Raw genomic sequence first — 13832 nt, 5'->3', positions numbered from 1 at the left:
GCATCATACTATTGTTTTAAATACAAGATATTAACGCCAATTTACAATGTAAAGTCTATCCGCTGTTTTTGATCACTACTTGCGTGAAATCTATCCATCCATTGGGTAAAAGTGTGGCCATGGTCAGTTTGTCGGAAACACTCATATCTTGCCGAATATGAAAAATTGGCTGGTACAACCCTTTGGCTACGAGCGATTGTTCGGTTTGCTCTAGTAGTTTTAACCTTTGCGATTTGTTAGGGAGTTGCATAGCGCACACTACTTTATCTTTTACCCAATCCATATATTTGGGTACTAAGCTGGCGTTACTGGTGTTGGTGCTGAGAAACCAAGATATCCAAGAAAGTTCGGCATCTTCTTCAAACACTTCCCCGCTCACAATAATGTCTGCCTTCACTAAAGTTTCAATCACATCGAATTCCGGAAACTCAAGTATCTTCAATTCACACGCGACACCTAGCGACGACAACGCGTCATAAACCTGCCGAGCGGTAGCAATATGAATGCCGAGCTGATAGGTCAATATTTGCAAAGGGGCTGAAGGTAAAACCTCTGGCTTAGTTGGAAGACTACCTGGGTTCACCTTTTCGAATACCGGTGACTTCATCATGCCTTCTGCGTGCGACACTTCTTCTCCCCAAGTCACCTCAGGTAAAGGCATGGACCGAATCACATGCTGAAGCCATTTTCGATGTGACCGCTTTTTCATCCACGCAAGGCGATTCGGGTTCAGTTGGGCATAAATACACCCTTGCTCCCATTGTTTTGTTTCTTCAAAGCCGTCTCTGGAACGGTTTTGGAGATGGACACCATGCACAACATCACTATTAAGCTCGAAATCTTTGGCTTTGTCGCCCACATTCCAAATCTCTACACCATCGATCCAAGGGCGATGTCCGTGATAATACGGGAAGACTTTCAATAGCGTTCGCCACTCTGTTTGTTCTTGCAGTATAAAAGGGCCCGATCCAATAACGCGTCCCTTGTCCTTTTTGGCAATTCCCATCACACATGAAGAGAGTAATTTAGGAATCAAATCCGGTAACGCTTTACTCGAAAATTCAATGCGCCAGTCATCATGTACAGTGACTTTGTCGATAAACTGGTATATAGCCTTGGTTGAATGAGATGAGCTCATCAAACGTTCAAAATGCCGACGAATGTCGTTCGCTAGAATGGGGCTACCATCATGAAAGCGCAGCCCTTTTCTCAAGTAAAACAACGTGCCTTGATCTGTTTTTTCCCAATAATGAGCGAGATCACCTTTATACTCTTGAGCACTGTGATCCCAAAAAACAAGATGGGCATACAAATGATTGGCAATGTGCGCTTCCGAACGCCGAGATACACCAATAACATCTAGGCTGTGAGTTCCTCGATAAAACGGCACTTGGAGAATATGCTCATCCCCTACTCCCGTTTGGTATTGCGCTACAAATTCAACAATAAACTGATCACGTTCGCAAACAGGAATAAGAGCGATGGCTTGTTCCGATTTCCCTTCTTTCATCAGACGTTTGGCGTAGCGTTCAACTCGTTCATTGACCGACTTTAGGAGTATTGCTTGAGGTAAATTTCCGCGCCCTACTCCAGGTTTCCAACCAATACTACCTTCTTCAGTTAGCCTCTTTATCACCAACTGGGCATTACGACGAGTACAGTCTAATGCCTGAGTAATGTCGTCTAGTGATACGGTTTTCCACGTATCCGTAATCAATGTATCTCGAAAATACGCCAGAGCTATCCAATAACGCATAAAGGTGAAATCCTTTTAAATAATTTCCATTTTTCTTCATCTTTTAATCTCGATAATAAAAGAATCTGCAAGAGAGTAGAAGATCAGAAAAGTCAGTAAGGGAGCCACGTATGAATCAGTCTATATATATCCATTTGGCGTTTTGGCTAGTGAAAGCTGAATTGAAAAGAGAAGAACGAGCTTGGAAAAAGAAAGTACGTCAGCAATATGCGGAGATACCTCATCAAAGCCAGCATATGCTCAAAGATATAGGCATGAACTACGAAGGGGCAGCAACAGTCTCAAATGCATCATCAAAGACCACTGCAATGCGCAGAATACTAACACTTAAGCGATTAGTGAGCCTGAGGCTCTTACACTAGCTTGATTAAAGTTTACAGTGTAAATAACGGTATTGGAACAGCACCCAAGCCATAGAACAATACCCAAGTAACGCAGAGGTGGTTACTTGGGTACAAACACAGGAAAACACTTTTTGATAAAAGCGCTCCGGCTTCGTTTGGTTTGAAACCTAATGAAGACCTTATATGCTAGTGAAGCAAGCCAAGTTCTTCTGCCTCTTCCAACGTTAAGCCGCTTTCCTTAATTTCGCGAAGCATTTCAATCCGACGGCGCGCTTCTGCCGATTTGCGTTTGTGGTCAGATTTCGCTTCAGTGACTTCATCCTTAAAGTCCCACTTTTCAGCTATTGTTGAAATCTCAGAGTGGTCAATAGAATTTATAGACATAATTGCCTCCAAAACACCTTCTATATCAGGGACGCCTAATCTTTAACAAAGGCAATTGAGCTTGTTAAGACAATTAAATACAGAATGTGACAGATACAAAATTTCCTGAAATATGTCTCTGCATTTACAATTAATTTTTTGATAATTTGCCTATGTAGTATTAGATTTGAAGAACTATTCGCTGCAATTTTTGCTCTGCCCTTCCCACACATTCTTTTCTTGTTCTCGTAAAGTGAACAACTTCTTGCTGACCTTTATAACAATGGACTCATTGATATTTTTATAAAATCAATAAACTGAAGTAGCTCGCATTTTGTAAAAGTTAACCCCTAGATATACATGACCTTTATCACCCTTTTCTATCTGACTTATTTTTTAATGCGAAATTATGGGCGATGATAATCAATATCATTTCTACCCTGGAAAAGCTGTTATGAGTGAGTCAAAACACCCTCAGGCGTTTCACCCTGAACCCATTCTTCAGATACGCGATTTGTGTGTCGATTACATTACCGACAACGGCGACTTTAATGCGGTTAAGTCTGTCAGCTTTGATATCGGTAAAGGCGAGATTTTTGGTCTAGCTGGTGAATCCGGTTGTGGTAAGAGTACGATTGCTTTTGCTATAAACCGTCTTCACAAAGCGCCTGCCTATATTTCAGGTGGACAAATTTGGTTTAAAGGCAAAGATATCATTCGTTTATCGGATGAAGAGTTAAGAGTGCTTCGCTGGAGCGAAATCGCGATGGTTTTCCAAAGTGCAATGAACTCACTCAACCCAGTTTTGACGGTTCAAGAGCAATTTGCAGACGTTTTGCGTCATCACAAAGGCTTTAGCGACGCAGAAGCGAAAGAACGCGCTGAAAAGTTACTTGATCTGGTGAACATTCCACGTGAACGTCTAACGGAATTCCCTCACCAATTCAGTGGCGGCATGCGTCAGCGTTTGGTTATTGCTATCGCGCTCTCTCTCAACCCAGAAATGATTGTTATGGACGAGCCAACCACCGCATTGGATGTGGTAGTACAGCGCGAAATCCTACAGCAGATTTATCAGCTTCGTGAAGAGTTTGGATTCTCTGTGCTCTTCATCACCCACGATTTGGCCTTAATGAGTCAACTGTGCGACCGCATAGCCGTTATGCGCCATGGTGAGCTGGTGGAAGTGAATACGTCGAAGGAAATCCGCAACAATCCACAGCACCCATACACTCAAAAACTTTGGGCGTCGTTCCCGAACATTCACGAAGCGCGTAATAAGAATGAGCAAGGAGAGCCAGTATGAGCAGCGAACCAATCATCCAATTGAACAACGTGACTAAAGAGTTCAATATTGGCGGCGGCTTTGCAAAAGTCGAATCCTTTAAAGCGTTGCAAGGTGTTAGCTTTAACCTGTACAAAGGCAAAACCTTAGCGCTGGTCGGCGAGTCTGGCTGTGGTAAGAGTACTTGTGCTCGTTTGATGACCAAAGTGTACCCAGCTACCGAAGGTGAAATCCTTTATCGCGGTAAAAATATCAACGATATTAAGAGCCGAAAAGACGTGCTCGATTACCGCAGTAAAGTACAAATGGTTTTCCAAGACCCGTTTGGTTCGTTAAACCCAACACACACTATTGAGCACCACCTCACTCGCCCAATTAAGATTCACAAGCAAATTGCCGACAAATCTAAGATTCCAGCAAGGCTGCAAGAACTGCTAGATTTGGTCGAGTTGCCGGCTGAAACGCTTAAAAAGTTCCCACACGAACTGAGCGGCGGTCAAAGACAGCGTGTTAACTTGGCGCGAGCACTCGCTGTTGGCGCGGAAATGATTTTGGCTGATGAGCCTACTTCAATGCTCGACGTATCAATTCGTCTTGGTGTGTTGAATTTGATGAAACGAATGAAAGAAGAGCTTGGCATTGGTTTCTTGTACATCACGCACGATTTGGCGACAGCGCATTATATCGCGGAAGAGACCGCGGTAATGTACAAAGGTCAGATTGTTGAGTGGGGCGACACTAACTCAATCCTAACTAACCCTCAGCACCCGTACACCAAGCTGCTTATCTCTGCGGTGCCAGATCCTGATCTTCCGTTTGGCAACTTGGTTGAATCTGAGCCGAACTACTCTCAAGATGCCGACAAGATCCGTGCAACTAGTGGTATTTTACAACCTTTATACGATCAAGTTGGCGATAACCACTTTGTAAGACAGTGGACTAGCGCTGCATGATCTCCCTAGAGGCTTGGCAAGCCGAAGTCTCTGATTGGTATCAATCTGGGAAACATGATCAAGTGGAGCCGCTGGTTCCACTGATCCTCCAGCCACCGGAAGCCATTTGGGGTCCTTTGATCACAGACGAGCAAAGTAAGGCAATAGCCTGCTGGTTGGATGGATGCTTAAGAATATTTCAGCACTACAAAAGAGAAGAGTCACCAACAAAAAGCTACGAGTACCTAAACTTTGCTTATGCCAAGCTTCAAGCAGTCTCTTGCAACCCAGAAGCAGAGATAGATTTAAAGCATTGGTGTTTGAAAAGGCTCGACCACTTAATCGTCGTTATGCTGGAACAGTGCAATCAATTAGGCTGGACTGAAGAATCTCAAAAGCAGATCCAATGTCATGTGGAGTTTATGTCTCAACAGCAGCAGAACTTAAATCTAGCCGTCGGAAATGGATCATAAATTCGAAAGCATGATCAAGGATGAATAGAGATTACCATCGGTTCTTCGGAACGATGATCAAGCATAGAAATATGATCAATCCATTTCCTTGATCATTCTTCCCGAAACTCGAAAACCAACCGAAATAAATTCATATTTTTCAATTTATTAAGTTCATTTTCTTTCCTAGAAATTCATTTTTATCCTTCGTTTCAACGCAGCTCAACGCTTGGTCACTCTCAAATTTTAGGCAAAAAAATAGCAGGTTTTTCAACCTGCTAAAGTAATTCATTGTTTGAATGAACAATTGAGCCATTTATTAATCCATTGGAAAGAACAACAAGTATTGTCATTTCGAGAGGGAGAATAAACCGATCAGTACGTCGTCTTGTCAGAGTATTGTCAAACTTATCAAAACCTTAATGAATTCATTTGACGCGAACGGGTTAGCCACCTGTGGCGACTTCATCCAAGGTGCGCATCACCAACTCATCGATGTGCCCTTCGAAAACTTGCTTGCACACTTTCTTGCGCACTGCCAATCCTCTGATGAGCTTTTCAATCGACAGGTGATTAACCTCACGCTGACCGTTGAACAATTCGATGGTTTTGCTCAAAACCTCGTATGGGATGACATCTTCACCCACTCGAAGCCAATCAAGCTTCTCTATAAGCTCCTGACACTCTTCACGGATAGATCCGGGAGAATGCCCGGTCATAGCGGAAAGAGCCGTTATGCTGCGTTCTAGAGCCTCTGGAGAGGTATATTTAGATAGAGTGATCGTCAATTCATCCGCATTGATCTCTACAAGGTGTTTTCGTAGCTTCACTCTGCGCCCTAACCTTCCCTTTGGCGATGAGGGCTTGCGCTGGATCGGTTCAAACTCACCATCGATGATCTCGGCAAGTTCTTCTAATTTTTGTTTGGACACCATTTCGTGGCGCAGTGGGTTGGGCAACGTCGGTGCCATATTTCGCTTACCGGCATTTGTGGTGCGCGCTCTAGAGTAACGAAGCACTTCTTCGACATCGCATTTAATATCAAGTTGGTAATCCACCACCTTAGACTTCTCTTCGATGTTGGTCACGGTGATGTGATAACCCCAAAGGTTTACCACAAACATGTCTTCGGTGCCTTTCCCTTCTGACAGGCGCTTAAGTTCACGCAAGAGATCCATAGAGAATCGGCGCCACTCGATGTTTCTGGCCAGTTTCAGGTTTAATTCACTCAGTAGCATGGTATCGGTAAACCGGCGTGACATGCGGCTACGGAAGAACGAATACAACTGGAAAACAAGCGTATGTTGGCGAAGAATTTCTGGTGGGAACAAGAAGAAATAGTCTCGAGTGAGGAGCTCTTCATAGAACGATGGCTCCCAAACCAGGATGTATAGGTTCGGTTTAATGCGTATTTCGCCCGCAGCGTCCTCTGAAGGTGCTTCTTCCGATGCAGTGATAGTTCTGGCCAAAAAACGAAAACGATCGCTCTTAAAGCCTTCTGGCATGTTCTCGCTCATCCAGCGACCGGTCAGCTCATGAAGCTGAAAGTCGGTGTATTCGATCCTATCAATACTTTCGCGGATCGAATCACGCGCAGGTCCACTGTCTTTCTTGCCTCGCAGCGCCAAAATATCCGTGATGTACAAAGGCGTTTTGTTCGGCACCTGACGCGCATTCATCTGATAATCTTCCTGATGATGCTCGTGATATTGAACGGTAAGCGTGAACAAGGCAAACAAGGTCATCAGATCGTCTACGGTCATGATGTTTTTTGATGATCGTGTCTCGATCACCGCTCGACTCCCCGAGATCGAAACCATCGATTTTTGGTAACTCTTGCGAGTGCGTGGTGGCGCGAGCGCCTGATCGATGATTCCAGCCCAGTTTGTGGGTGATACGACAAACTGCTCTGACTCGTCTTTCATCGCTGGGGGGATATTCAAACCGTGTTCATTGAGCAAACGGCGATTGACTTGTGTTTGAGCCAATGCCTTCGAACGTTTCTGCTTTTCATTCTGCTTGCTTGACTCAGTCATTAAACTGGTCGCGCCTAGAACGGAAATCAATTGGCTTGGGTTTACAAAGGCATGGAGCATGGTTTTTCCAGCCAGCCCTTCTTCAAAACGAACAGGGGTTTGGGTAAACAAGCCGATGCTCACTGCGGCTCTTAAGCGCTGTTGGATGGCTGCTCGTGTGAGTTTTCCATCAGTGGCTTCCACTAACTCCGTTGTAGAGACATATCCATCTTTACTGGAAAAGCCGCGAAGCGAAATTAAGTTCAACAGTTCGACAATGCTTTTCGTGACGCCTTTGAAGTGTTGGTACTGTTCAATCCAATCAACGACTTGCTCGCTAACTAAAAACAGATGCCCATCTTTATGATTCCTGGGATGCTTGATTAAGATCTTCTCTTCAGACGTCATTTGTTATCCATGGCCGCTTGACCGTAATTCTGCTATCTTTCCGAAAGAGTAAAGAAAAATTATTCATAAATAAAGAAAAAATTACTGCTCTTTAAAAAACTGATCTTTATGATTTAATTGATCTAAATTGATTAAGTGATCATATGATCTGGGCGTAAATATGTCCATAAGTCATTGAAAAGAAATGTGTTTATTTTTTGGCTTTCAGAAGCATGATCATGTAAACCTCGAAACGATGATCATTAAGTTATTGAAAGCATGATCAAAAAAATTAGAAACGATGATCATCAATAGATCGAACCCATGATCAAGTACTTCATGAAACGATGATCAAAGAGCTTTAACAAGTTATCCACACTTGGCATCTCGTTCGGTCATTAAAATAACCGATGATACGGATCAATGATCAAGTATGAATTTCAAGAACAGCCGCATTTGTTTTGTAATTCGATTGAAATGGCACTGTAAACAACAAAGCACCGCAACTTTTCCACAACCCACTCTCTCCGAAGCATGATCAAGGTTTTATCGCTAAACGTTTGTGTCCATTGGATTACACTATTTTTACGATTCTACCACTAGTAGAAATAAGCGATGCCTTATTGAATCTACACTCTTTGTAAGTTGGTCGATAATTTTCATGCTTCCGAGGGAAGAATACAACTTGATCATTGATCCGAAATGGATCTGTGTGAGGTGGTTAGCAATGAATTGGTATTTACACCAATATTTTCCATGATCATGCTTCCTAAATGGCTATTTATGCCTGAAAGCATGATCAAGAAGTGCTCCCTTGATCATGCATCTGTAATCACGGACCTATCTTGATATCTGCTTAGAATAAGTCATGACATCTCTCACCGTAAATTCAATTTACACCCCCCGTAATTTGTGGGCGCTCAATAATCGTTCCGTTGATTTTCATGGGGTCAAAAGGTCTTGTTACTCCTTTAGACTCAAGAAAACTTGCCCCTCGGAGCTTATCTTTTGTCCTATTTCTTCGGCAAAGAGATTGGAAAGGGCTTGTGATACCAACTTCTTTTTGACTAGAGACACTTAAATTGAAACGGACGATAGACATCTGAATCCTGCGTTTTGAGGTAGCTTGGGTACAAATATAGGTTTGGTTTCTATCTTTCCCGTTCTCTGTGAGAGAATATTTTTGAAATCCAATAGGTTGCAATCACCTTTGTCGGGGATTTGTTGAACTGATTGATACGGCTGTATTGAAAATCATACTTTCTCAGAAATAGTTCGCTTTTTTGTATCGACAGCCAATTCGAAGGTGTTAGCGTGTGAAGAATAGGAGCTTTCTAACAAAATTAAATCCTGGGCTTCGGCTTTTCCACTCTGGTATTTTTCTTTGTTTGAAAATTTCCCGTCAGTATTTCTATGGCATTTATTTTTGTTTTGCAGTTTTATTACATTAGATTTCGTTTACAGTGTAAATAAGTGATGCTGTAACATTTTAAATCTGACCCTGTATGTAAGTTTAGTTACGTGTCTTTTTAATCATGAATTTTTGATTTTTTCAGGGAATTCGTCTAAATAGCTTTATTTAATGTGATTTCGCTCAAAAGTACGTGTTCACCTTTTTATTGTTTAAGTTAGGTAATGCTGTACAATGCAAAATAGTTAATTCGTTTGGATGCTTAAAGATGAAACGAGAAAAAACAATAGAAAATCTCATCGAGTTGGCTGAACAGACTCAACAAGTTCAAGCCGACCGAATTGAAATAGTATTAGAAGAACGCAGTGACGATCATTTTCCTCCTATGTCGAAAGCGTTGATGGAGACTCGTTCGGGTTTAACAAGGCGCAAACTGGACGATGCTATCGGGAAGCTAGAAGAGAACGGGCATCAGTTCACAAAGAATAATGCTAATCACTATTCGATCTCTCTTCAAGAAGCACATATGTTGATGGATGCAGCGGGTATTCCTAAGTTCCATGAACGCAAGAAGAATGGCGATAACAAACCATGGATTGTTAACGTACAAAATCAGAAAGGTGGTACAGGTAAGTCTATGTCTGCCGTTCACCTAGCTGCTTGTTTAGCTCTGAATTTGGATAAGCGGTACCGTATTTGCTTGATTGACCTTGATCCCCAAGGTTCGTTACGACTATTTCTTAACCCTCAAATTAGCGTGACAGAGCATGTCAACATTTATTCTGCTGTCGATATTATGCTTGATAACGTTCCTGACGGTGTAGAGGTCGATACGGAGTTTCTACAAAAGAACGTTTTGCTCTCTACCCAGTATCCTAATTTGAAGACGATTTCAGCGTTCCCAGAAGATGCCATGTTTAATGCAGAAGCATGGCAGAGCTTATCTCAAGATGCGTCTTTGGATATTGTCCGCTTGCTAAAAGAGAAACTGATAGACAAAATTGCGGACGAGTTTGATATCGTCATGATTGATACCGGTCCACATGTCGATCCATTAGTTTGGAATGCGATGTACGCATCTAACGCACTTTTGATCCCTTGTGCAGCGAAGAGGTTGGATTGGGCATCTACTGTTAACTTTTTCCAACATCTTCCAACGGTTTACGAAATGTTCCCAGACGATTGGAAGGGGCTTGAGTTTGTTCGCTTAATGCCTACTATGTTTGAAGATGACAACAAAAAACAAGTCTCTGTACTTACAGAAATGAATTATCTTTTAGGTGAACAAGTGATGATGGCGACGATTCCTCGTAGCCGTGCTTTTGAAACTTGTGCTGATACCTACAGCACAGTATTTGACTTAACGGTCGGAGACTTTGAAGGGGGTAAGAAAACCCTTTCTACGGCGCAAGATGCCGTCCAAAAAAGCGCATTGGAATTAGAGCGCGTAATGCACAGTCACTGGTCATCACTCAATCAGGAGTCTTAATTTATGGCACTGAAAACATCCGAATTGAATGCAAAGTTGTTTGGTAAAGCGAATAAGCGCCGAGCAACATCTCCACAAGAAGCTCAAACTGCTGCCAAAGAAAAGGCGCAGTTTATCGAACTTGCCGTTGCGGGTCAGGATTTGGTTTCGTTTGAACTTGTGAAAATTCCTGCAGATAAAGTGGAATCAGACACGCTGGTATTTGAGCAAAATGCCCGTGAGCAGTCTTTCCTCAACCAGCACGCGCTTTCCGATATCTTAACAACCTTGGAAGAAAGAGGGCAGCAATACCCCGCTGTTGGTCGTCGTACTCGTGATGGAAAGATTGAAGTTCTTGATGGTAGCCGACGTCGTATGTCGTGTATTTTGGCCAAACGAGACTTCTTAATTTACGTTGCTGAAAATATTGAAACAGAGCACGCTAAGTTTCTATCTGATGTAGCGAATGCCCATAAGCCGTTATCGTTGTATGAGCGTGGCCGTGAAATGCAGGCGAAATTGGACAGCAAAGAAGCGGCAGATCAAAAAGCATTGGCAGCGTTATTTCAATGCAGTGAAGCTTTAGTGAGTGGCGCTTTGAAGGCTGCTGCTCTCCCGCTTGAATTACTTCGTGCTTACCCAAATGTTGGGGATTTAGGTCGCCCAACCATTGTTAAACTGCATAAACAATTTTTCCAGCTCACGGTAGATCAGCAGAAATCGTTATTGAAAAAGTGTCACGGAAAAAGCGGTTATGTATGGCAAAGTTCGCAAACCCAAGGGGTTAGCCGTATTACTAAAGAAGTGACAGAGCAGCTTGAAGCTTGGATCGAAGAACTGTCTCCAAGTAAGAAAGCAGCAAGTTCTGAAAAAGTGGATTTAGTGAAAGGTCGCGTAAGCTACACGAGAAAAGGCAATGCGCTTTCTTTGAATATGAAAAAGGTCGATAGCCAAACGATGGACGAAATATTAGCCTTTTTGCAGGAAAAACTCTCTTAGAGAACCGTCGTCCATTCTTGTTTCGAAAAGCCGCTTTGTTAAGCGGCTTTTTTCTTTTGTAATGAGGAACGCGTAATAGGGAGCTCTTTCCACATTTGCCTCCTTGAGCTTGTCGTCGGATCACTGATAACATGCCCCCAATCTTAGATTATTTGATGCAGGTTTTACGTGACCCATTCGGACTACATTACCCAGCTTTTTGACATTGCCGTTCATAATAGACATCGCTATTTGGTGGAGGTGTCAGGGGATGAGGAGTGGGTCGAGACAATACTAAATCCAGCGATTAAAAACATACTCTCTAGCCAAGACATAATCTCAAGCCAAGAAAATGTGTATAAGCTAGGAGGGAAACCGCTGTGCGGAGCCACTACAAAGCCGTTTAAGCATGGAACGAAATTACTCGGCTCAGAAATGAGGGCGCTCATCTACGATTGTACAGACGGATTCGATGCCAATAGTTTTACCGCAGCTTGCGGTGCTGTTGTTGGTGGCGGAGTTGTTTTCTTGATTAACCTTCATAGATTGGAGAATAATTTAGGAACGCGTTGGCTGAGAGCCCACCTAGCAAGTGCCATTAAAATAGATCCATCAGTCGAGATACCTACGCTTCCAGAGAAACGGCAAAAAGCGAGTGCTATCCAATATGAAGACCAACTAATGGCGGTTGATGCCATTCAAAAGGTACTCACAGGAAAGCGTAAAAGACCACTTGTTATGACGGCGGACAGAGGGAGAGGGAAGTCTTCTGCAATTGGTATTGCGGCGGCAAAAATGATGCTGATCCGTAAAGTTGAGATCCTTGTTACGGCACCTTCGACGAGCGCTATCGCGCCTATATTTGAACATGCTCAACGACAACTTGGTCTCGAAACTCACACTACCAAGCATATTGTAGAAGAGGCAAACGGGAGCAGTATACGTTTTATTGCTCCAGATGAATTGCTATCGACGTTACCAGATTGCGATTTACTGATTGTGGATGAAGCATCGGCAGTTCCTATTCCTCTTCTTATTCGTATGACTGAGCGCTACTACCGAATGGTCTTCTCGACCACCGTGCATGGGTATGAAGGATGCGGGCGAGGTTTTACACTTAAGTTTACTCAATGGCTACAGCAACATCGTGCTGGGTGGCGTTCCATATCTTTGAATCAGCCGATTCGATGGGCGGAAGATGACCCAGTTGAATCTTGGCTTTTTGATGCCTTTTTATTGGATGCTGATCTTGAAAAAATCAGTATGCCATCGGAGATGGATAATAAGCATTTCACTTTTTCTCGCCAGAATAAAAACGATCTTGTTAAAGACAAAGCCCTTCTTAAACGTTGTTTTGGTCTTTTGGTTAATGCTCATTATCAAACGACCCCTAATGATTTATTTCAGATACTCAATGACAGCAATGTCGAATTGTGGCTCACGGTGGCAGACGACAAGTTGGTTGGCGTTATCACCGTCATAAGGGAGGGCAATCTTTCTTTGGAGGTGATTTCCGGTATTGTGAGTGGTAAGAGACGACCAAAAGGGCATTTAGTTCCGGCAAGTATTGCTAACCATTTAGGGTTCGATGAAGCGGCACAGCAGAAGAGCGCGAGGGTGATGAGAATCGCGGTTCATCCTGAAATTCAAAGACAAGGGGTTGGCGCAAAGATGCTGTCTGAGCTACATGCTCGTTTAGATGACATTCAGTACTTGTCCACCAGCTTTGGCGCAACGGATGAATTGCTCCGCTTCTGGCAAGAAAATCAATATCAAGTCGTTCGAATTGGAAATACAAGAGATCAAGCCAGTGGTTGCCACTCTGTCATTATGGTGCGCCCAATTGCTCAGTTGTCTTGGTTTAGAAATGCCATTCAATATTGGCAACAAAACTTTGTTTCGCAGCTGTCTAAAGAATTAAACACACTTGAGCCGGAATTGATTTCTCAGTTCTTTATGCAATGGCAATCGGAGACTCAGGTATTATCTGATCATCAATTTCGAATGCTGTCTCGCTACGCTGATGGTGGAAATGGTGAGGAATCTATCAGTCACATCTTAAGTGAATGGCTGGTTTCTACGTTGTCTCAATCTCACCAAGTATCGCTTTATCCGCTGATCACTCTATTTTTGCAACGTCAAACTTGGACTAAGGCTTCGAACCTGTACGGTTTCACTGGAAGGAAAGCGCTAGACGCATACTTACGTGAGCAAGTGTCGATTGCACTCAATGATTTACAGTGTAAATCGTAAAGAGTAAATTTCTATTTTCATAGTCTTGCGGATTTTGATGTACGTAGACTGCTATATATGCTCTTTTGTAGTCAAGCTCATACAACAATGCAAAACGCTAACATTCTGAAATTTACACTGTAAATTTCAATATTTGTTCCAAATCCACTGTCAACATATCACTTCTTTTAGCGTGAAAAATAAATTAT

General features: G+C 42.8%; 10 protein-coding genes. 7 read left to right on the top strand and 3 right to left on the bottom strand.

The annotated features are described in order from the left end of the window. Nucleotides 1-55: 55 nt before the first annotated feature. The gene (locus Q8W40_RS10435) at nucleotides 56-1756 is read right to left on the bottom strand and encodes an ABC transporter substrate-binding protein (protein WP_305397085.1); all 1701 of its coding nucleotides are present in this window, start codon (nucleotides 1754-1756) and stop codon (nucleotides 56-58) included. Nucleotides 1757-1866: 110 nt separating this feature from the next. On the opposite strand from Q8W40_RS10435, the gene Q8W40_RS10430 reads away from it, so the two are divergent. After that, the gene (locus Q8W40_RS10430; protein ID WP_305397084.1) at nucleotides 1867-2118 is read left to right on the top strand and encodes a hypothetical protein; all 252 of its coding nucleotides are present in this window, start codon (nucleotides 1867-1869) and stop codon (nucleotides 2116-2118) included. Nucleotides 2119-2286: 168 nt separating this feature from the next. On the opposite strand, the gene Q8W40_RS10425 is transcribed toward Q8W40_RS10430, so the two are convergent. Further along, nucleotides 2287-2484, bottom strand: a complete 198-nt coding sequence (locus Q8W40_RS10425; protein ID WP_101111897.1) for a PA3496 family putative envelope integrity protein — start codon at nucleotides 2482-2484, stop codon at nucleotides 2287-2289. A 433-nt stretch (nucleotides 2485-2917) separates the two neighbouring features. Between Q8W40_RS10425 and Q8W40_RS10420 the strand changes: the two genes are divergently transcribed. The 3 genes from Q8W40_RS10420 to Q8W40_RS10410 are packed head-to-tail and all read left to right on the top strand — an operon-like array spanning nucleotide 2918 to nucleotide 5153. Next, a complete protein-coding gene (locus tag Q8W40_RS10420) occupies nucleotides 2918-3769 on the top strand; it encodes an ABC transporter ATP-binding protein (RefSeq protein ID WP_101112004.1) in 852 nt (283 codons plus the stop codon). After that, nucleotides 3766-4701, top strand: coding sequence for an ATP-binding cassette domain-containing protein (locus Q8W40_RS10415; protein WP_101111896.1), 936 nt, complete (start codon nucleotides 3766-3768; stop codon nucleotides 4699-4701). Before Q8W40_RS10420 ends, Q8W40_RS10415 begins: the two co-directional genes overlap by 4 nt. Then, on the top strand, nucleotides 4698-5153 hold the full coding sequence (locus Q8W40_RS10410) for a transcriptional regulator (RefSeq protein ID WP_305397083.1): 456 nt from the start codon (nucleotides 4698-4700) through the stop codon (nucleotides 5151-5153). The genes Q8W40_RS10415 and Q8W40_RS10410 overlap by 4 nt, the downstream gene beginning before the upstream one ends. A 425-nt stretch (nucleotides 5154-5578) precedes the next feature. Here Q8W40_RS10410 and Q8W40_RS10405 read toward each other — a convergent pair whose 3' ends face one another. After that, nucleotides 5579-7555 (bottom strand): replication initiator protein RctB domain-containing protein, encoded by a 1977-nt coding sequence (locus Q8W40_RS10405; protein WP_305397082.1) that lies wholly within the window; start codon nucleotides 7553-7555, stop codon nucleotides 5579-5581. Nucleotides 7556-9213: 1658 nt separating this feature from the next. Between Q8W40_RS10405 and Q8W40_RS10400 the strand changes: the two genes are divergently transcribed. From Q8W40_RS10400 to Q8W40_RS10390, 3 genes are all read left to right on the top strand, one after another. Beyond that, on the top strand, nucleotides 9214-10434 hold the full coding sequence (locus Q8W40_RS10400; protein WP_305397081.1) for a ParA family protein: 1221 nt from the start codon (nucleotides 9214-9216) through the stop codon (nucleotides 10432-10434). A gap of 3 nt (nucleotides 10435-10437) precedes the next feature. Then, nucleotides 10438-11412, top strand: a complete 975-nt coding sequence (locus Q8W40_RS10395; protein ID WP_305397080.1) for a ParB/RepB/Spo0J family partition protein — start codon at nucleotides 10438-10440, stop codon at nucleotides 11410-11412. Between the two features lie 168 nt (nucleotides 11413-11580). Continuing rightward, a complete protein-coding gene (locus Q8W40_RS10390; protein ID WP_305397079.1) occupies nucleotides 11581-13644 on the top strand; it encodes a tRNA(Met) cytidine acetyltransferase TmcA in 2064 nt (687 codons plus the stop codon). Nucleotides 13645-13832: the final 188 nt, after the last annotated feature.

It is taken from the genome of Vibrio penaeicida, assembly GCF_030689305.1.
GTDB lineage: Bacteria > Pseudomonadota > Gammaproteobacteria > Enterobacterales > Vibrionaceae > Vibrio > Vibrio penaeicida_B.
This window is presented reverse-complemented; position numbering and strand designations above follow the sequence as displayed.